General features: G+C 45.9%; 16 protein-coding genes. 11 read left to right on the top strand and 5 right to left on the bottom strand.

The features are described from left to right. The first annotated feature begins 79 nt into the window (after positions 1 to 79). Complete coding sequence (locus ACR64J_RS10115) at positions 80 to 751, top strand: LysE family translocator (RefSeq protein WP_317199133.1); 672 nt, start codon at positions 80 to 82, stop codon at positions 749 to 751. 221 nt (positions 752 to 972) lie between these two features. On the opposite strand, the gene miaB is transcribed toward ACR64J_RS10115, so the two are convergent. Continuing rightward, positions 973 to 2,463: a tRNA (N6-isopentenyl adenosine(37)-C2)-methylthiotransferase MiaB gene (gene miaB / locus ACR64J_RS10110; RefSeq protein ID WP_317199132.1), complete on the bottom strand. Its 1,491-nt coding sequence runs from the start codon at positions 2,461 to 2,463 to the stop codon at positions 973 to 975. Positions 2,464 to 2,839: 376 nt separating this feature from the next. Here miaB and ACR64J_RS10105 point away from each other — a divergent pair, with 376 nt between their 5' ends. From ACR64J_RS10105 to ACR64J_RS10090, 4 genes are all read left to right on the top strand, one after another. Further along, positions 2,840 to 4,978: a transglycosylase SLT domain-containing protein gene (locus ACR64J_RS10105; protein ID WP_435949564.1), complete on the top strand. Its 2,139-nt coding sequence runs from the start codon at positions 2,840 to 2,842 to the stop codon at positions 4,976 to 4,978. 313 nt (positions 4,979 to 5,291) lie between these two features. Then, entirely contained in the window at positions 5,292 to 6,002 is a 711-nt protein-coding gene (locus tag ACR64J_RS10100; protein ID WP_317199274.1) for a hypothetical protein, read from the top strand. A gap of 148 nt (positions 6,003 to 6,150) precedes the next feature. After that, on the top strand, positions 6,151 to 7,134 hold the full coding sequence (locus ACR64J_RS10095; RefSeq protein WP_317199130.1) for a malate dehydrogenase: 984 nt from the start codon (positions 6,151 to 6,153) through the stop codon (positions 7,132 to 7,134). Positions 7,135 to 7,357: 223 nt separating this feature from the next. After that, positions 7,358 to 7,597 carry a DUF2789 family protein gene (locus ACR64J_RS10090; protein ID WP_317199129.1) on the top strand — a complete coding sequence of 80 codons (240 nt, stop codon included), beginning with the start codon at positions 7,358 to 7,360 and terminating at the stop codon, positions 7,595 to 7,597. 64 nt (positions 7,598 to 7,661) lie between these two features. Here ACR64J_RS10090 and ribF read toward each other — a convergent pair whose 3' ends face one another. After that, positions 7,662 to 8,705, bottom strand: coding sequence for a riboflavin biosynthesis protein RibF (ribF, locus tag ACR64J_RS10085; protein ID WP_435949563.1), 1,044 nt, complete (start codon positions 8,703 to 8,705; stop codon positions 7,662 to 7,664). 159 nt (positions 8,706 to 8,864) lie between these two features. Between ribF and ACR64J_RS10080 the strand changes: the two genes are divergently transcribed. After that, entirely contained in the window at positions 8,865 to 9,449 is a 585-nt protein-coding gene (locus ACR64J_RS10080) for an N-acetyltransferase family protein (RefSeq protein ID WP_435949562.1), read from the top strand. A 28-nt stretch (positions 9,450 to 9,477) separates the two neighbouring features. Here ACR64J_RS10080 and ACR64J_RS10075 read toward each other — a convergent pair whose 3' ends face one another. The 3 genes from ACR64J_RS10075 to ampD form a co-directional block, all read right to left on the bottom strand. Next, positions 9,478 to 10,071: a hypothetical protein gene (locus tag ACR64J_RS10075; RefSeq protein ID WP_435949561.1), complete on the bottom strand. Its 594-nt coding sequence runs from the start codon at positions 10,069 to 10,071 to the stop codon at positions 9,478 to 9,480. Positions 10,072 to 10,207: 136 nt separating this feature from the next. Beyond that, positions 10,208 to 11,758 (bottom strand): murein biosynthesis integral membrane protein MurJ, encoded by a 1,551-nt coding sequence (gene murJ / locus ACR64J_RS10070; protein WP_435949560.1) that lies wholly within the window; start codon positions 11,756 to 11,758, stop codon positions 10,208 to 10,210. A gap of 120 nt (positions 11,759 to 11,878) precedes the next feature. After that, the gene (gene ampD, locus ACR64J_RS10065; RefSeq protein WP_435949559.1) at positions 11,879 to 12,478 is read right to left on the bottom strand and encodes a 1,6-anhydro-N-acetylmuramyl-L-alanine amidase AmpD; all 600 of its coding nucleotides are present in this window, start codon (positions 12,476 to 12,478) and stop codon (positions 11,879 to 11,881) included. 202 nt (positions 12,479 to 12,680) lie between these two features. Between ampD and ACR64J_RS10060 the strand changes: the two genes are divergently transcribed. From ACR64J_RS10060 to gshB, 5 genes are all read left to right on the top strand, one after another. Then, positions 12,681 to 14,843 carry an Lnb N-terminal periplasmic domain-containing protein gene (locus ACR64J_RS10060; protein WP_435949558.1) on the top strand — a complete coding sequence of 721 codons (2,163 nt, stop codon included), beginning with the start codon at positions 12,681 to 12,683 and terminating at the stop codon, positions 14,841 to 14,843. A 61-nt stretch (positions 14,844 to 14,904) separates the two neighbouring features. Continuing rightward, on the top strand, positions 14,905 to 15,750 hold the full coding sequence (locus ACR64J_RS10055) for an SDR family oxidoreductase (protein WP_435949557.1): 846 nt from the start codon (positions 14,905 to 14,907) through the stop codon (positions 15,748 to 15,750). 75 nt (positions 15,751 to 15,825) lie between these two features. Then, positions 15,826 to 16,821, top strand: a complete 996-nt coding sequence (locus ACR64J_RS10050; RefSeq protein WP_435949555.1) for a hypothetical protein — start codon at positions 15,826 to 15,828, stop codon at positions 16,819 to 16,821. An 82-nt stretch (positions 16,822 to 16,903) separates the two neighbouring features. After that, positions 16,904 to 17,590 carry an orotate phosphoribosyltransferase gene (gene pyrE / locus ACR64J_RS10045; protein ID WP_435949553.1) on the top strand — a complete coding sequence of 229 codons (687 nt, stop codon included), beginning with the start codon at positions 16,904 to 16,906 and terminating at the stop codon, positions 17,588 to 17,590. 60 nt (positions 17,591 to 17,650) lie between these two features. Further along, positions 17,651 to 18,616: a glutathione synthase gene (gshB, locus tag ACR64J_RS10040; protein WP_435949551.1), complete on the top strand. Its 966-nt coding sequence runs from the start codon at positions 17,651 to 17,653 to the stop codon at positions 18,614 to 18,616. The last annotated feature ends 56 nt before the right edge of the window (positions 18,617 to 18,672 follow it).

Here is an 18,672-nt window from a genome sequence, read left to right as displayed (position 1 = left end):
ACCGTCTTATGGGCGGTGTTTTGTCGTTTTACAGACTAAATATTGAATTTGTATTTTAATTCAAACGTAGGGGTTACTGATGTCTTGGCATCTATTTACCGTATTTTTTATCACCACGTTTTTTATCTCAGCGACGCCAGGACCCAATATGCTACTGGCGTTTCAGTATGGGCTGAACTATGGCGTTAAGCGCACCCTTTGGACGCTAGCAGGGTTAAGTCTGGGCTTATTTATCCTGCTGCTCTCAACCTTACTGGGACTCGATGTCATCAGCCGTCAGTCGCCTTGGCTGCTTGATATTATCAAAATTATCGGGGCGCTGTATCTCATCTATTTAGGGGCCGTCACATGGCGCGATACGGGCGAAAGTGATGGCTTGGTAGCAGACGCAAAACAGATGAGCGCTGATATAGCGAGCACGCAAAAGAGGGGTGTCAGTGATTGGCGTCTGTTTCGTATTGGCGTCTGGGTGTCGCTATCTAATCCTAAAGCGATTTTATTCTTTGCCGCCTTTTTTCCAAAATTTATCGATTTTGCAGCGCCGCTCTGGTCGCAATATATCTTGCTAACATTAGGCTTCTTTTTGAGCGAAACGATTTGGCAAATTATCTATACCATCGGCGGTAAACAGTTGGCAGGCTGGCTTGAGGTTGGCAATCGCTTGGCTTGGCTCAATCGTATTTGCGGGGTAATATTTATTTTGATTGCTCTGGCTTTATTGATTGAAGTGGCTAGTCCTTTTGTGGTCTAAAAGACATCACTCATAAAAGGACTCATGCTTACTCGCAAAAAAAGCCGTTCACTATTGATAGCAAACGGCTTTTCTTGTTTAAATCGTTGGGTGTCGCAAGCTCCACACCAACCTACATATCTAAATTTTAACTTAACGATGAACCGTCGTAGGGTGCGTTCCACGCACCGTTAAGTTTAACTGGTGCTTAAAAAGCACCCTACAATACAAACCAGATTAACCTAAGCCAAAACTTCAACCAGCTCACCTTTAACCATATGCGGGCTGACAAAATCAGTCACTTTCACGCTAACGATTTTACCCAGTAGCTCGTCCATTTTATCGACATCATATTTAAACATTACCGTACGGGTGTTATCCGCCGTACCGATTAAGCAGTCAGGATGACGATTGGCAACTTGCTCAACGAGTACGCGAGTCGTCGTTCCGACCATTTCATGGGACTTGGCGAGCGTCGAGTCGATTATGACCTTTTGAAATTCTGCCAAGCGCGCTTTTTTAGTGCTAAAGCTCACATCATCAGGTAGCTCTGCCGCTGGCGTGCCCGGACGCTTAGAATAAATAAAGCTGTACGAATGATCAAAGTTGAGCTCTTTAGCAAGATTGAGCGTATCCTGAAAATCCTGATCGCTCTCGCCAGGGAAGCCGATAATAAAGTCGCTAGACAGATGAATATCGGGACGCACCGCTTTAAGCTTATTGATCTGATTAATATAAACATCAATGGTATGGTTACGCTTCATCGCGGCAAGTATAGCGTTTGAACCGCTTTGTACTGGCAAATGCAAATGTGAGACCAGCTCTGGCAACTGCGCGTAAGCATCGATAATGTCATCGGTGAATTCTAATGGGTGGCTAGTGGTGTAACGAATACGCTCCACACCATCGACATGTGAGACGTAGTGCAACAGTTCTGCGAAGCGGCAAATACTGCCATCGTCTTTTTCGCCGCGATAGCCGTTGACGTTTTGACCTAATAGATTGATCTCGCGCACGCCTTGCTCAGCTAAGCTGTCGATTTCTGCTAGTACATCATCAAGTGGGCGTGATAGCTCTTCGCCGCGCGTATATGGCACCACGCAAAATGAGCAATACTTTGAGCAGCCCTCCATAATAGAGACGAAGGCCTTGTAGCCATCAACTTTTGGCTCAGGCAAAAAGTCAAACTTCTCAATACTGGGAAAGGAGATATCTATCGTTCCAATACGATTTTTGGGAGCGATATCACGCTGCTCGTTGGATTGATCGTACAGCTCTGGCAGGCGATGCAAGGTTTGCGGGCCAAATACCATATCGACATATGGCGCACGCTTTTGGATATTATCGCCCTCTTGTGAGGCCACGCAGCCGCCAACACCAATGACCAAATCGGGACGTTTTTCTTTGAGTTTGCGCCAGCGTCCAAGCTCTGAGAACACCTTTTCTTGCGCTTTTTCGCGAATAGAGCAGGTATTCATCAGGAGCACGTCGGCGTCATCAATATTATGAGTAACTTCCATACCATGTGAGTCGCCAAGTACATCAAGCATTTTGTCAGAATCATAGACATTCATCTGACAGCCTTGAGTGGCGATGAATACCTTTTTGCTCACGCCTTTATTCCCATCAGTCGTTACAGGTGCTGCAACTGAGCTTGACTCATCAGCTGCAACCAAAAGGGTGGATTTGGCCGCGACGTCATTGATACGGGGATTAAATACAGTAACACTCATAAGGAAAAGTCCATGATTGCGCAAAATATAGCGAGGTAGCCGATTCTAAGAGTCTACCAAAACAATAGACGGCGTATTTTATCACAACCCACTATCAAAGTGAAAAGTAAGCAAGCATATTCAGTGACTATAATAATAAGCTATTTATAGCAGTATCAATCGCTTAGCGCTATTGTCATCGATAGCTTCCTTCATTTACGCTTATTATCACAGCTGTGTTACGCGCCACTGTCCTATTTATTAACAAAAGGTAAAGGCTGTGGTTGAAAGTGCTTTGACTATAGTATGATGAAAACCTGAATCTGAGCGAAACCCAATCGCCACCCCTGCATTTGTGCAGATACCATTTGATGCAGACCCAATATAGAGAGCCAGTATGACAAAGCCAAACCGCCCTATGCACCAAAAAAAGTCTAACAACAAAAAACTAATAACTGCAATCTCTAAATGTCTAGAGACCGGCTCGCTACGATTTAGCGTGCTAAGCATAGCGACGGCAATAAGTGCGCTGGGGCTATCGCAGGTGGCTTGTGCTGAGCTGACTTGGGGCGAGGGCGATAGTATGCAATCAAGCGGCAATTATCAAACGGATGCTTATAGACCTGACAACAGCATTGATTATTTCAATGCAGCGGCGCAAGCAGAAAATCGCGGCGATACCAGCGCACTCTACAATTATGAGCAAATGATGAGCGGTGGCATCTTTGCCATGTATCCCACTTATTGGCGCATGAATCTAGACCTAAATTCGCAAAGTTCTGCAGCAATATCACAGTTCGTCCGTCAATATCCAGATACGGTCATGGCAGAAAAGCTGGTTGCGGACTATGCAGAGACCAAGGCGGGCTCCAACGACTACGCGTCTGTGCGACAAGTGGCTAACCTAATTACCAATGCTGATAGTTCTGAGCGCTGCGCGGTAGCGCTTGGGTTTAATAATGGTGGCGATACTATGCGCGCCATGGCGGCCAAATCTGACGTGTGGCTGACCACCAAAAAGCAGCCAGCACTGTGCGATCAGCTGGCGATGGAGATGAATAATAACGCGCTAATTAGCAATCAGGATCGCGCGGCGCGTCTCAAACGTATGCTACGTGTTGGCAAGACTGGTGATATTATGGCGCTGTCATCGCGCCTTGGTACGCCTATTCCGTACTCATCATTGAGTGAAATTCAGCTCAATCCCTCCGCTTTCTTTGGTCGTTTTGGTCGCGAGTCTGCAAGCCAAACTAATCAGTATCTCTATCTATATGCGCTAGGCCGTCTGGCTGATAAGTCTTATCGCGAAGCGGCTATGCAATTAGAGTTTGATGTCAAACAAGATAATCAGCGCGCCTCAAAGCTCCTGAATGATGACACGCGCCGCTATGCTTACCGTATCATCGGTGTCAAGCGTATGAATCACAATACCGATGATGGCTTTAATAGTGAGGCGGTAGATTGGTTCCGCAATAGCTTAGATGATGATTTTAACTTTGAAGAAGCCGAAGACTATGCGATGGCAGCTATTCGCTTTAGTCGCTGGGATGATGTCATTGCCGCTATCTCACGCATGGATAGCGAGACGCAAAAGTCTGAGCAGTGGCAGTATTGGCTGGCGCGTGCGTATGAGCAATCAAGCGACGCGGGCAAACGCGCTCTTGCCAAACAGATGTACCAAAACCTTGCAAGTAGTAATGAGTATTACGGTCTGATGGCAAAAGATAAGGTCGGTCAGCGTTTTGATATTACGCGCCTAGGTGGTAGCAGTTTGCCAAATGTTAGTAGTAGCGACCGTACGCGCGTGATGCAAGACCCCAACTTTGCTCGTGCCTTTGCGCTTTATAATGCCGATGCTAGCCGTGCGTATGCTAACCGCGAATGGAATTGGGCGGTCAAACAGGCACGCGATAATCGTGATGATAATCTAATCATAGCCGCGGCTCGTCAAGCGCATGATATGGGCTGGCTGGATCGTGCCATTTATGCTGCTGACAACACTCAGCAAGTGAGTAGCGTAGCGCTATCGCATCCGATGCCGCATCAAAGCGCCGTTGTACGTTACAGCAGGGAGGCTGGCATTGATCCTGCGTGGGCTTACGGCATTATGCGTCAAGAGAGCCGTTTTGTGACCTCAGCACGCTCCAACGTTGGTGCTAGTGGTTTGATGCAGGTCATGCCTGATACCGCCAAGTACATTGCACGCAATTTAGGCGAGACTTATAGCGCTAGCCGCGCCAACAGTGGCGATACCAATATTCGCTACGGGACGTGGTACATGGGCGATATCTTGGGCAAACTCAATTACCAGCCTGTCCTTGCAACCGCAGGGTACAACGCAGGCCCTAATAACGCTAAGCGCTGGCAGCCTGTTTATGGCTCGCTTGCTGCCGATCAGTACGTTGAGAGCATTGCCTTTCCTGAGACGCGCAATTACGTTAAGCATGTGATGGAAAACGCCACTATCTATAGCAGTCTACTCGGTCGCACCCAGCCTATTACTCAGCGTATGGGTACAGTGCCAGCGGCTTTTTAACACTCTACATACGCCAAAATCCTTTGATAAGGTGTTAAGGGGATTTTCAAAAAATTGTAAGCAGGTTGTTTTATAAGCTTGATACATCGTTTTGATATTTATCATATTTTTTTAGATGATAGGAGTCGTTTACGTTTGTGCTATATATTAAAAAAAGCGTTTTGCTACCATTGATTTAGTCTCCGTCCATGTTTGTTGTGAGATTGTCTAAGCGCTGACTGACAACCTAATTACTGATACTGCTCTATTAACTATGATAAAAAAATATTTAAACGCATCTACACTCTTAAGTGGATACCAGTTATCTACTTTGATGCGTGTGCATCCTAAAACCAAGCTCAATCCAAAAGTCTCTATATCAAGTCCGCTGCATTCTTTACGTTACCGCTTATGTCAGAGCGCTATAAGTATACTTGGGGTTTTATTAATTCAAGCAACTATCAGTACTTCTGTAAATGCTGCAAGCGTGACGCAGTCAGGTCAGCGCGTACTTATGATTGAGATGACGCCAGCGCTATGCAAAATCCAGCCAACGCGTGCACGTATGCGTCAATGTTTGGAGGGGTATTCATTAACGGTATCAGGTCTCAATTTAGGTTACGGTGCTAGCTGTGGCAGCAGTAGTGAACCGCGTTTGACGCCACTGCAACTAAAAGTCGTTAACCGCATCATGCCCGATACCACGGTGCGCAATCAGACTTGGCAGCACTATGGTGCTTGCGGGCCAATAAGCGCTAATAGCTATTTTCGCCTGATTACCAACTATGCAGGCGATCTAAAACTGCCAAGTGAGCTGACCACAGGTAACAGTTATACCGTTTCAAAGTCGCGTTTTTTGCGGCAAATGACGCGCTTGAACAAAGGCATGCGCTTATCAAACATCGATCTAATCTGCCAAGAGGGTAGTCGTCGCCAGTCTATCTTAACTGACATTCATATCTGCTACACCGGTAGCAGTTTTAGTAAATGTAGCAATCCTATCAACACTTGTGGCGGTAATTTTATTATTTCAGGCGGTAATTAGTTCATGCGTATAAAATGTAACAATAAAATTTTGAACTCCTGTCTTATCTTATCTAGACGTCTTATTGAGCGAAGTGCTACACTAGCCCACGTTTGAGACATTCATTAGTTGTCGTGACCATATTTTATAATCAATGAGGGAGTATTCTATGAAACAACCTATTCGTGTTGCCGTCACTGGCGCTGCTGGTAATATCAGTTATGCCATGCTATTTCGTATCGCATCAGGTGAGATGCTAGGCCCAGATCAGCCTGTTATCTTGCAATTGCTTGAGATTACGCCAGCACTTGACGCGCTAAAGGGTGTGGTCATGGAGCTAGAGGATTGTGCTTTTCCATTACTTGCCGATATCGTACAGACTGATGATGCCACAGTTGCCTTCAAAGACATCGATTATGCATTGCTAGTAGGCGCGCGTCCACGTGGCCCAGGCATGGAGCGTAAAGACTTATTAGAAGCCAATGCGGCTATTTTCTCAGCACAAGGCAAAGCATTAAATGACGTGGCTAGCCGTGATGTCAAAGTCTTGGTCGTCGGCAACCCTGCTAATACCAATGCGGTTATCGCTCAGCGTAATGCACCAGATTTAGATCCACGTAACTTTACCGCAATGACGCGCCTAGATCATAATCGTGCTATGGCACAATTAGCTGAGCAAACAGATAGCACAGTTAATGACATCAAAAAGATGACGATTTGGGGCAATCACTCATCAACTCAGTATCCAGATCTAACCGCTTGTACCGTAAATGGCAAGCCTGCGCTTGATTTAGTCGATCGCGACTGGTACGAAGGTACTTATATTCCAAACGTACAGCAACGCGGCGCGGCAATCATTAAAGCTCGCGGTGCCTCTTCTGCTGCTTCTGCTGCGAATGCGGCTATTGCTCATATGCGTACTTGGGCGATGGGTACAGATGAGAACGATTGGGTCTCTATGGGCGTATATTCAAATGGTGAGTATGGCATTGCCGAAGGTCTCATCTACTCGTTCCCTTGCACTTGCACAAATGGTGACTGGTCTATCGTTGAAGGTTTAGACGTCTCATCAGATTTCTCAAAAGAGAAAATGGCGGCAACTGAGCAAGAGCTTAGCGAAGAGCGTGACGCGGTATCACACCTACTACCATAAGCTTATGGTAGTATACAAAAACCCTCTCACTAGCAGAGGGTTTTTTTATGCTCAAGTATCTATTTGCTGACTAGCATTAACATAAGTGTTAACGAGCCATTACAGTTTTTCGCCGAGGGCTTGCTACAATAAAGTTTCAAACTAAAAAAGCTTAGAGTAGAATTTTAGGCTAATACAAAAATAATTGAGTCATATTATTGAGTCATACAAAGGGAGAGAGCAGATGTTAGGCGAACCAGATTACACTATGAATGATTTATTTGCACAACTGGGACTTGAGAGCTCAGATGAAGCTATTGATAGTTTTATCCAAAACAATCAACTAGCAAAAGAAGAAGAGCTTATTAAAGCGGATGTTTGGAGTGACTCTCAGCGGGCATTTTTACAAGAAGAATGGAAAAAAGACGCCGCTTGGGTCGAAGTCATTGATGATCTAAACGTGCGCATGCATCCAGATGCTTAATCTTTACGGCATAAAAAACCCACTACCTTTATGTTAGTGGGTTTTTTATGCCATAGGCTTTGCGTCATATCAATTGGGCTTGTCGCCACTTTAACAAATCAGCAACATCTTGATGAATACCTGCCTTTAACGCCTCGATACTCTCGTAATCTTTTTCACCATGCAAAAAATGCAAAAAACGCACTTGTAGTGTCTTGCCATATAAGTCGGCTTTAAACTGCGGAAAGTGCACCTCTAAGCGCCAATTATCACCTTTATCGACAGAAGGCCTAGTACCGACATTCGCGGTACCAAATAAGCTATGCGCGCGCATGCCGGCGACTCCTACCTGCTCATCGACCGCCAGTTTGCTCAAGCCATTGGGTACAATATTGCCTTTGTCATCGAGACAAACCACATCGACGGCCAAGATACCATGCAAAGCGGGTTTTAGGCGTGATAGCTCAATATTGGCTGTTGGAAAACTCATAGTACGACCAATCTGATCGCCGCCCACGACCTCACCTGTAATGGTATAGTCTCGGCCCAATAATTGATTCGCCGCCTCGATATCACCTGCTAGCAGTAGCTCACGGATACGCGTTGAACTGATACGCCGGCTAGCTGTCTCATCAATGTCGTCAGCAATCGTGTGTAGATTGGTCACGGGCAGCCCATAATCACGCAAGAACTGACTATCACCCGTGCGATCATGCCCAAAGCGAGAGTCATCTCCAAGTACTAGCGCTTTGACATTGAGGCGCTTGGCTAATAGATTGGCAAAGGCGGTGGCTGACAAAGCACGAAAATCACTATCGAAGTTGGCAACAATTAAAGTATCGACACCATGCTCAGCGAGCAAAACTTGCTTTTCAGCTAGCGTCGTCAAACGTGCAGGCGCAGACTTAGGCGCAAAAAATTCACGTGGCTGCGGCTCAAATATCATCACCGCAGCGCTTAGGTGTTCTGCATCGGCTAACGCACGTACTTGAGCCAGCATCGCTTGATGACCCAAGTGGACCCCATCAAAATTACCTATGGTCAACACGCAGGCATCAAGGGTACTGGTGATTTGGTCATCAGTTATATAAGGCGGCGCAATCAGTTGCTCAAGAAAATAGGTTTTCATAAATCATCGTTTATCGCTGTAGCTATCGCTAACATAAAAGGAATGCATTAAAAACACAAGGCTTGCGCGCTAGTTGTGTTCAAGGCTTGCCATTATAAAGTAAAATAAGCCCTCTCACACTCAAAACCAGATATTCCAGCAGATTATATGAGAACCGTTATGCGTATTGATAATAACAAAATGCTTGATGAAAAATTTACCGTAGAACGTGCCAACTTGCATGATTTGCCTGCTATTTTAGATATTTATAATCAAAGCATTGCAAGCAAACAGGCAACTGCAAATCTAGCACCAGTAACGACTACTGAGCGCGCTGCTTGGTTTGCTGAGCATCTTGATAATCAAACGCGCCCCATATATGTGGTTCGCGCCCTCCATACTTGTCTTCAGGATAATAGCAAAGATAAGTCACCGATTGTCGCTTGGGGTAGTTTTAGTGATTTGTACGCGCGCACCGCTTATCATATCAGTAGTGAGATTAGTATCTATCTGCACAAAAACTATCATAGACAAGGTCTGGGTGATAAGCTTGCACGGTATATGATCGCGCAAGCGCCCAGTCTGGGTATCGCAAACATTGTTGCGCTTATCTTTGCTCATAACCTGCCAAGTCTTGGTTTGTTTTACAAGCTTGGCTTTGAGCAGTGGGGCTATATGCCAAAGGTTTGTGATATGGACGGGTTTATCGCTGATGTCGTTATGCTAGGTTTAGCTATTAATCCTGATAACGCTCGCAAAATCTAATTTATTAGTTCAATATTTGGCGCTGTATTTAGCCCAAAATTTTCCATTGACCGTTCACTTTTTTGAGCTGATAAGTGAGCGGCGCAGGCTCGCTTTGACCCTTAAGCATTAGCTCGCCTTCGATAGTAGCCACAGTGTCGTCTTCACTATACTGAGTATCTGTAATAGTCACGCTATCTACAGTTTGCTGAAACGCGCTTTGGGTATTGGCAAGCTCTTGTTCAAAGTTTGCCATATCCACCTGATAGTATCCTACCGCGTCCTCAACATCGCCATAGTATAGAGTATTGAGCGCTTGTTTGACCGCATCTTCTGGACTATTGGGCTCGGTCATGTTGGTTACTATACTTGGCTGATCAGCTAAAGGCGGCGCAGGAATAGCACTAGGACTTGGCATACTCGTTTGATCGCTGGTAGTAGCCATATCAGCTGGTCGATTGTCTTCTAGTACAGCGTTATCTGTAGTCACAGCATCATCAACCACGACAGGTACATCATCAGTGTCGATCGCTATATTATCAGGATTACTGTTACTACAGGCACTCAAAATAAGACTACTACTTAGCATAAGCGCGTAGGGTAGTCGCTGCAGTTTTACGAATTGGGCTGTATCTGATTTCATTGCACACCTCAAATCTTTCACTTCATTTAAAACCAATTATGGCAACTATCATTACAATTAGCAGTCAGTGATTGATTTCACCTTGTGCCTATTTGGTAAAGCGGCTGTTTAATGCTTTAATCAATTACAACTACAACTAGCCATGCTTGAGCTGACGCGGGCGAAAGCCGGTAGCGAGCAGTACAATTGCATAAACTAAGGCACCGACCACACACATGATAAGTAGCGCCACGATTCGCTGCCACTGCGCAGAATCCGTTGGAAAGTAGGGGAGCAAGATATAGAGGACGGCAATCATAGCTACCGTTGAGACGATAAACTGCGCAAAAAGCTTTTTCCAGTGGCTATCAAAACGAAAGATATCGCGTTTTTGCAAGAAGTAATAGAGCAAGCCTGCATTGACAAAAGCGGCCCCTGTGGTGGCTAAAGCTAGCCCGCCATGCAATGGAATCTCTAATAGATAAAATATACCGATAAACAAAGCACTAAATATCATGTTGGCAAAGACTGAAACGATACCGATGCGCACTGGGGTCTTGATATCTTGACGGGCAAAAAACGCGGGCGCAAATATTTTTATCAGCATAAACCCTAAGATGCCGCCTGCCATACTACGCAGCGCAAGTCCGCTCATTTGCGAATCACGTAAGGTAAATTCCCCACGCAAAAACAGCGCTTGCATCAGCACATCTGAGAGAATAAACAGCGCGGCCGCAGCAGGCAAGCCGACAACGATGATCAATCTGGCAGCCCAATCTATGGTCTTTTTAAAGGTGATATCGTCCTTTTGCGCCTCACTTCTAGACAAACTTGGCAAAATAACCGTACCAATGGCGACGCCGATAAGACCCAACGGTAGCTCACTCATACGCTCAGCGGCATACAGCCACGAGACCGAGCCGCCAATCATCAAGGAGGCAAATACCGTATTTAGTAGCAGGTTAATCTGAGTGACAGAGACGCCAAAGATAGCAGGAAGCATTAATTTCAATATGCGCTTGACGCCTTCATGCCCAAAGTCAACTTTGGGCGCGACCAATAGTTTTTGTTGCCATAGCTGCGGCAGTTGAATCAAAAACTGTAATAGACCTGCGATAGCGACGGCGTAACCGAGCGCCATAATTGGCGTATCAAACATCGGTGCAAAGATAAGGGCGGCGCCTATCATACACAAGTTTAATAATACCGGCGCAAAAGCTGGCGCGGCAAAACGTCCATAGCTTTGCAAAATGCCACTAGCAAACGCGGTCATGGATATAAATAACAGATAAGGGAAGGTGAGGCGTAACAATTCTGCGGTAATCGCAAACTTATCGGGCTGATCGGCAAATCCTGGCGCAAACAAAGTCACAACCCAAGGCGCCAGCAAAATCACGACCACGGTCAACATTGACAAAATCAGCAATAACGCGCCTGAGGTACGGCTAACCAAAATCTGTACTTGCTGAAGATTGTATTTTTCTTTGTACTCGGATAATACTGGCACAAAAGCCTGACTAAAGGCGCCTTCAGCAAATAGACGACGCAAAAAGTTCGGTATTTTAAAGGCGACCAAAAAGGCATCCATTAGACCGCCTGCGCCAAAGACTCCTAAGAGTACGATATCGCGCACTAAACCTAATATACGCGATAACATGGTCATGCTACTGACCACCATGGTCGAACGAAACAAGCGACTTTTTGCCATGAGGATTATTCTGCCCAGTTGCTATTATCAAAAATCAAAAACAGATTGCCAAAAAACTGACGGATTATAGCATTTTCATAACATAGATAAATGAATTGCTTGTGGAATGCAGAGTGCTCTTTATCGCTCGCTGTTTTGATTGATCATCTGACGCAAGCGCATCCAGTCAAAATATTCACCCGGATCACTCTTGCGTCCTGGTGCGATATCGCTATGACCCGTTAGATGTCGGCGCGTTTTAGGATACGCGTGATAAATGGCAGTGATAATATCGGTAAGAGCGATATATTGCTCATCAGTAAAGGCCTGAAAATCTGAGCCTTCAAGCTCAATACCAATGCTATAATCATTGCATTCAGGTCGTCCCAAATAGCTGGACTTGCCTGCATGCCACGCGCGCTTATCAAAGGGGACAAATTGGGTGACCCTGCCATCGCGCTCTATTAGCAGGTGCGCGGATACTTCTGCGCCTTCGATACTTTTAAAGTACGGATGCGCACTCCAGTCAAGTTGGTTGGTAAATAGGGCTTTGACGTAGTGCAGACCATCACTATCGCAGCCACCAAACTCATCAGGTGGTAAGCTGATATTGTGGATGACGATAGTGTCAACACTCATGCTACCGTTTTTGCCCTTGGGACGCTCATTGAAATTGGGCGAGGCAAGCCAAGTGGCTGACAATAAGCGATGATCTTTGATATTTGTGATAGATGTAGACATGATGCTCTCAATTATTTGGCGACTAAAAACACGATAACAAACAGCGCTTTTAATTCTGGTATATCATATACAATATTATGAAGCGTATTGAAATATTATTACGGCGCTAATGTAAGCTTTAAGCCAACAGATTTTAGTCACAATCTTCTATAACCTCAAATTGCTTGCTAGCTATTAGCACAAAAACGCGAGATGCTGCCTTATGTTCTCTTATTCAACCGCTACAAATAAAAGCCATACTGCAAAAAAGACTCCGTCAAAAGGCGTAAGCCTGCGAGCACTTTTACCCCTGACTATCGCCAGTCTACTCTGTGCGCCTGCGCAAGCGGTCCTGCCAACGCCTTTGTCATTGGTAACGACAGGTGCCTTAGCGCCTAACTCAGCATCACTTGATGCAGCAACGCCAAAAACGACTGTAGTAGACTTAGCAGCTAGTACGGTGCAAGATAATAGTGCTAAGGGCGGACAAAATATTGCAGCAAATACGCCACAAGCCCAGCAGCTATTATCTAAGTGGCGCAAACAAGTTGAGGCGGATAATTTAGCTGAGCATACAACGTGGCGACGACTACTGTATTTTTTAGATGACAAAAAATCGATATTGAATAAAGGCGCGCCTAAGAGCCTAATCGATAATCCAGATTTCTTTTTGAGTGCCAATGGACAATCTGATGCTGGCGCTGAACTTGATGCGATGCTTATCGCATTTGCTAATCAAATGACAGTACCGAAAGCCACATCATCTCAAACCACATTGTCTCAAACCTCAAACTCTAGCAATAACGCAGCGGTTTGCCGTTTTCCTGCACGTACGCAGTGGCTCACAGATACTCTAGGCATTGATGGTGCGCGCTTGCAAGCGGACTGCCCAGAGCTTGCCTCTTGGATGAAAATGCTAAACCCCGAACAGCTATCAATTATGTTTGCTGAAGAGTATCTCGATAATCCGATTTCCGCTTTTGCTCATACCTTGCTGCGTATCGACTCGCCAATAAGCGCGGCAAATCCTAACCTGATACATCATGCTTATGCCCTTAACGATACCGTCGATGGCGACCCTGACGATGCTTTTGCCATTTACGCTATCAAATCAACGAGTGGTGGCTACAATAACAGAATTGAGATTGACCCTTATCACGAAAAGCTAGCTAAGTATCTCAAGGACGATGAGCGCGATGCGTGGACTTATCAGCTTGATTTGACGCCTGCTGAAGTACAGCAGATTATCTTGCACGTTTGGGAGACCAAAGATTTAGATATTCCTTATTATTTTACCACCGACAACTGCGCCTCTGAGATTCTGCGTTTAATTGATGTGGTGCGCCCTCAGCAAAACCTGCTTAGTCAATTGCCTTACGTGGTCATTCCCTCTGATGTGGTACAACTGTTAAACAATGAGGACTTACTAGCAGATGCCCGTTTTACGCCATCTGATAGTACCGTGCGTCAAGCTGAGCTGAACAAAGCCAAAGCAGCGGCCGAACTTGGTTATATATCATTAAGTAAAAACGATGCGCAAGCGATCAAATCCGCCGAGCGCAATGCGGCATCGAGCATATCAGCAGATGGCAAAACCATCGTAGATCATGGCATTGTTGCCTCAAATAATAACCCCACAGATCGCCATCCCTTCCAAATGGCTCAAATAGGTATCGGTCAGCGCGGTGACAACGGCTATATCGATGTTGGCGTGCGCGCAGGCTTTCATGACATGCTAGATCGCACCATGGGATTTTCGCAGTTTTTTAATTTAGAAGCCCTAGCTGCTACCGTGCGTTTTTACGATACGGACAGTAACGACAATGAGCCTGATAATGTGGTGCTAGAGAATATCACAATCCTGCGCGGACGCTCGTTTAACCCAGTCAACAGTGCACAAAGGGGCAAAACGTGGGGCGTCAACGTTGAGGCGACGCGCGTCGATGATGGCTCACAAGTTGAAGGGCGCGATCATCTGGTGGGCAGTGTCGGCTACGAGACAGGCTGGTCATGGGCGTTTGGCATCCCAAGATCAGGTACTGGCGAGATGCCGCCGCAGCTGTGCTATGCTTTGTTATCAGGAACCGCTCAGGGCGGACGTGGTCTAAGCAAAGGTTTTCGGGTTGGCGCAGGCGTGAACGCTGGCTGTCACTATCAGATTAACAATCAGTTACGTGCGCAGGCACAACTAGAGCTACCTTATTGGTATCATGGCGACACGAGCGCGCCTGATACTAAAGGTCACTATTGGCAACCGATAACGACGCTAGGGATGCAATATGATATTGACCGCACCCAAGCATTACGACTTGACGCCAGTTATGACTGGCAAGATCGCGTCGATGCTAATGACGATATCAAACTGGCATACAGACGGTATTTTTAGCGTTTATTGTTAAAGTAGATAACTCTGTTTTTATTGTAAGTGTGAAATCAAAGGATTCATTATGAGTACGCCACATATACTGATCATCGGTCAAGGCGATATCGGACTGCCTGTAACCAATAAGCTCGCTTATGATGGATTATCAGTCACTGGCCTTGCTCGCAGTGAACGTGAGCGCTATGATTTGGACGACAATGCAAAGTTTATGCAAACCAATGCGTTGACACTTAGCGCTGAGCAGTTGCAAGATTTTACTCATATTGCCATTATCGTAACCCCCGATGAATATTCTACCAGCGGTTATGAGGGTAGCTATTTGGCGATTAATCGACACTTGGCAAGCTTAGCAGACCAACTGCACAAGCTTTCGCGCATAGTTTTTATCTCCTCAACAGGCGTCTATGGACAAGATAGTGGCGAATGGGTGGATGACACGACCGCGCCGATTACGCCTGAGCGCGATGCCTCAAAGGTTATTTTGCAAGCAGAACAAGTATTGCAACAAGGCTTTGATGCTCGCGCCATTATCATTCGCCCAAGCGGTATCTATGGACGCGAGCGGCTTATGCGACTGCGTAAAGTGCGCGAGCCACAAAAAGAATCAGTAGCAGCGCAGCACTGGAGTAATCGCATTATGGATCGCGATCTGGTGACTATTATTACCAAGGTATTGACTTGTGATGCGCCAAAGCCTTTGTATATTGCGACTGACTATAGACCCGTGACGACGTTTGAATTAAGCGTTTGGCTAAGTGAGCAAGTAGGGGAGACACCGCCTGCTATCGATAAGAGTAAAACGGCAGTTACGGGGAAGCGCCTACATAGCAACATTCCGTTAGCATGGCTTGATTATCCTGATTGGCAGGTAGGCTACCGTGATATTTTGCATCATGAAGGATCGCAATAATAAAAGATTTTAAGTGTTTACTGGTAGTAGTTAGTTTTATAGTAGTTAATTTTATTTTAAGTCTGTGGAGACGTTATGACCCAGCCATTTATGTCTGACAATCACTTATCTAACCTCTTATTGTCAGAGTTAGGTGAGGGCCTTGAAGATAGCGCTGAGAAATCCTCCTTACCAGATAGCGAGCAACCTGCAATCGTGCATCCTAATTTTGATCCCAAGCAAACGCCGCTCGATCCTGCGCGTCCGCTTAACGATATTCCAGAGCCCACGCGCCAGATTAATAGCCAATTACGCCGTCTATACGGTAAATCTGTACGGTTTTTTGCGCCAAACGAGAGGGCACTATCTAAGTGGCGACTCATTGGTTCTGAGGCGTTCGCTGAGCATTTGGCCCTGCTTGAAGCGGCTGAGCTTATCGCGCTGCCTGACAGCTTTTATCATAATTACAGTGAGCAGCCACTATTATCCTCGCTTGAGCACATGGTTTTGCTCGATATGGCAGATATTAGGCGAACAATGAGTCGTTATCCTAAATTGAATCGCTATGGTTTTATAGCAGATGATAAGCCTTTATCAGCATCAAAAAGCCTTCAATCACCAGATAAAAAAGTCTTACAACATCATAAAAGTACAAACAATCAGTACGATCCCGACGAATTATTGAACAGTTTATACGCTGAGGATTGGCAAGTGATTTTGCAGCCGCAGCAGTTTGAAATGGGTGCGGGCAACTTGGCAACAGATGTCATGGCCTGTAGCGTAGCAGTTCACGCTCTAAAACAGTGCACGACGCGCAAAAGCGTCAACCAAAGCTATAGCGTTGAACAAATCTGCAATTATGTGCGCAGTTACTTGCTCAGCCAGCTGTCGCTTGCACCTATGCAGCGGCATCAATACCGTCAAATACGTTTGTTTGCAGGGCATATCATAGTGGCTGCGCACTATTTGGGATGGGATATTCAAGTCTCTGATACGGGCGATTGCTATTTCAATCTGTCATCGCGCTGTCGTTTGCTCACGCGTTATCCTAATATGGATGATTATTACATTAATGGCTGGTCAAGCCAATAACTCATAAAATCGCTTAGCCTCGTTACCGCTTTATCTTTTTACCGATTCATCTTTTCAACTACATCGTTTATAGGAATGCTTCATGTCAAACGCACAACCTGCTTCTTTCTCATCACAAGCTTTTATTCAACTGGCTTTGGACAATCAAGTCCTTAAGTTTGGTGAGTTTGTCTTAAAGTCTGGACGGGTTAGTCCTTACTTTTTTAATGCAGGTTTGCTGGCGACAGGAGAGATGTTGTCGTTATTGGCGCGTGGTTACGCGGATGCCCTAGCTACTGCTGGAGATAATGGCAACAAGGAGCAAGAGCTGGTTATCTTTGGTGCCGCTTACAAGGGCATACCTTTTGTAGCTGCCACCGCACAAGCTCTATGGCAGCATCATGGTATCAATGCCAAATGGGGTTATAACCGCAAAGAGACCAAAACTCACGGTGAGGGCGGCAATCTAGTTGGCGCTGATGTCAATGGCAAGGCGGTGTGGGTGCTCGATGATGTAATTACCGCAGGCACAGCGATGCGCGAAGTCGTTGAGATATTAGAGCAAGCAGGGGCAAGTGTGGCGGGCATTATCGTCGCCTTAGATCGAAAAGAGAAAGGTCAGAGCGAGCGCTCAGCGATTCAGGAGCTGGCGGCCAACCTGCAAGTGCCCGTACTTGCGCTTGTCGATATCGATAATTTAATCGAATACCTAGCCGATGATAATAGTCAAAACAAAGACGCGACTCAACTGGCAAAAATGCAGCAATACCGTGAGCAATATGGCGTTTAGTGCTTCTATTATGAGCGACTGTCTCGTTATATCAATAGTAATACAAAAGTGAGCCCTATCATGAGTGACAAAAAATCATTACATATACTAGTTATTATGGATCCCATTGAGCGGGTTAATTATAAAAAGGACACCACCTTAGCCATGATGTGGTCGGCGCAAGACCGTGGTCACACCCTGGGCTATTGCCAGATTCATGATTTATGGCTTGATCGCGGCGCGCTGATGATAGATTCGCAGCCAGTCAGTGTCCACCGCGATCCTGAGAATTTTTATACTCTAGGCGACAAATCGACAGCACCTGTCAGCGCTTATGATGTGATATTAATGCGTAAAGATCCGCCGTTTGATATGCGCTTTATTTATGCCACCTATATGCTCGATCATGCCAAAGCGGCTGACGTATTGGTCGTCAATGACCCACAAGCGATTCGCGACTGTAATGAGAAACTATTTGCCACTTGGTTTAGCGATTATATGAGCCCAACGATAGTCACGAGCAAACAGGCGCACATCCGTGAGTTTATTAGCGATCAACAAGATGTTATCGTCAAGCCGCTAGATGGTATGGGCGGCACGGGTATTTTTCGTTTGACCGCTGACAGCCCTAACATCGGTGTAACCTTAGAGATTTTAACCGAGCTTGAGACTTTGCCTATTATGGCGCAGCGTTATTTGCCAGAGATTGTTGAGGGTGATAAGCGCGTGTTGATCGTCGATGGCGTTGTTGTTGATTTTAGCTTGGCGCGCATTCCAACCAAAGGCGAGACCCGTGGCAATCTAGCCGCAGGCGGCAGCGGTGTGGCTATGGCACTCACCGATATCGAGCGTCAGGTGGCAGAAGTGGTCGCACCCATTGTCAAAGAAAAGGGGCTGATGTTCGTTGGACTCGACTTAATTGGCGGACGCATTACTGAGATTAACGTCACCAGTCCAACATGCGTACGCGAGATTGACGATCAGTGCGGTACTGACATCGCAACTGACTTTATCATAGCAATTGAGCATACGCTCGATAGCAAATAAGTCGGTTATACGATACCAGTCGATGCTGTCATGACACTATAGAGAATAGGAATTGC

The organism is Psychrobacter sp. DM8, from assembly GCF_051307025.1.
Classification (GTDB): Bacteria; Pseudomonadota; Gammaproteobacteria; order Pseudomonadales; family Moraxellaceae; genus Psychrobacter.
This window is presented reverse-complemented; position numbering and strand designations above follow the sequence as displayed.

Bases quoted from the DNA above. Each gene is read 5' to 3' on its own strand.
- ACR64J_RS10115 (WP_317199133.1), top strand. From the start codon at position 80: ATGTCTTGGCATCTATTTACCGTATTTTTTATCACCACGTTTTTTATC.
- miaB (WP_317199132.1), bottom strand. From the start codon at position 2,463: ATGAGTGTTACTGTATTTAATCCCCGTATCAATGACGTCGCGGCCAAA.
- ACR64J_RS10105 (WP_435949564.1), top strand. From the start codon at position 2,840: ATGACAAAGCCAAACCGCCCTATGCACCAAAAAAAGTCTAACAACAAA.
- ACR64J_RS10100 (WP_317199274.1), top strand. From the start codon at position 5,292: ATGCGTGTGCATCCTAAAACCAAGCTCAATCCAAAAGTCTCTATATCA.
- ACR64J_RS10095 (WP_317199130.1), top strand. From the start codon at position 6,151: ATGAAACAACCTATTCGTGTTGCCGTCACTGGCGCTGCTGGTAATATC.
- ACR64J_RS10090 (WP_317199129.1), top strand. From the start codon at position 7,358: ATGTTAGGCGAACCAGATTACACTATGAATGATTTATTTGCACAACTG.
- ribF (WP_435949563.1), bottom strand. From the start codon at position 8,705: ATGAAAACCTATTTTCTTGAGCAACTGATTGCGCCGCCTTATATAACT.
- ACR64J_RS10080 (WP_435949562.1), top strand. From the start codon at position 8,865: ATGCGTATTGATAATAACAAAATGCTTGATGAAAAATTTACCGTAGAA.
- ACR64J_RS10075 (WP_435949561.1), bottom strand. From the start codon at position 10,071: ATGAAATCAGATACAGCCCAATTCGTAAAACTGCAGCGACTACCCTAC.
- murJ (WP_435949560.1), bottom strand. From the start codon at position 11,758: ATGGCAAAAAGTCGCTTGTTTCGTTCGACCATGGTGGTCAGTAGCATG.
- ampD (WP_435949559.1), bottom strand. From the start codon at position 12,478: ATGTCTACATCTATCACAAATATCAAAGATCATCGCTTATTGTCAGCC.
- ACR64J_RS10060 (WP_435949558.1), top strand. From the start codon at position 12,681: ATGTTCTCTTATTCAACCGCTACAAATAAAAGCCATACTGCAAAAAAG.
- ACR64J_RS10055 (WP_435949557.1), top strand. From the start codon at position 14,905: ATGAGTACGCCACATATACTGATCATCGGTCAAGGCGATATCGGACTG.
- ACR64J_RS10050 (WP_435949555.1), top strand. From the start codon at position 15,826: ATGACCCAGCCATTTATGTCTGACAATCACTTATCTAACCTCTTATTG.
- pyrE (WP_435949553.1), top strand. From the start codon at position 16,904: ATGTCAAACGCACAACCTGCTTCTTTCTCATCACAAGCTTTTATTCAA.
- gshB (WP_435949551.1), top strand. From the start codon at position 17,651: ATGAGTGACAAAAAATCATTACATATACTAGTTATTATGGATCCCATT.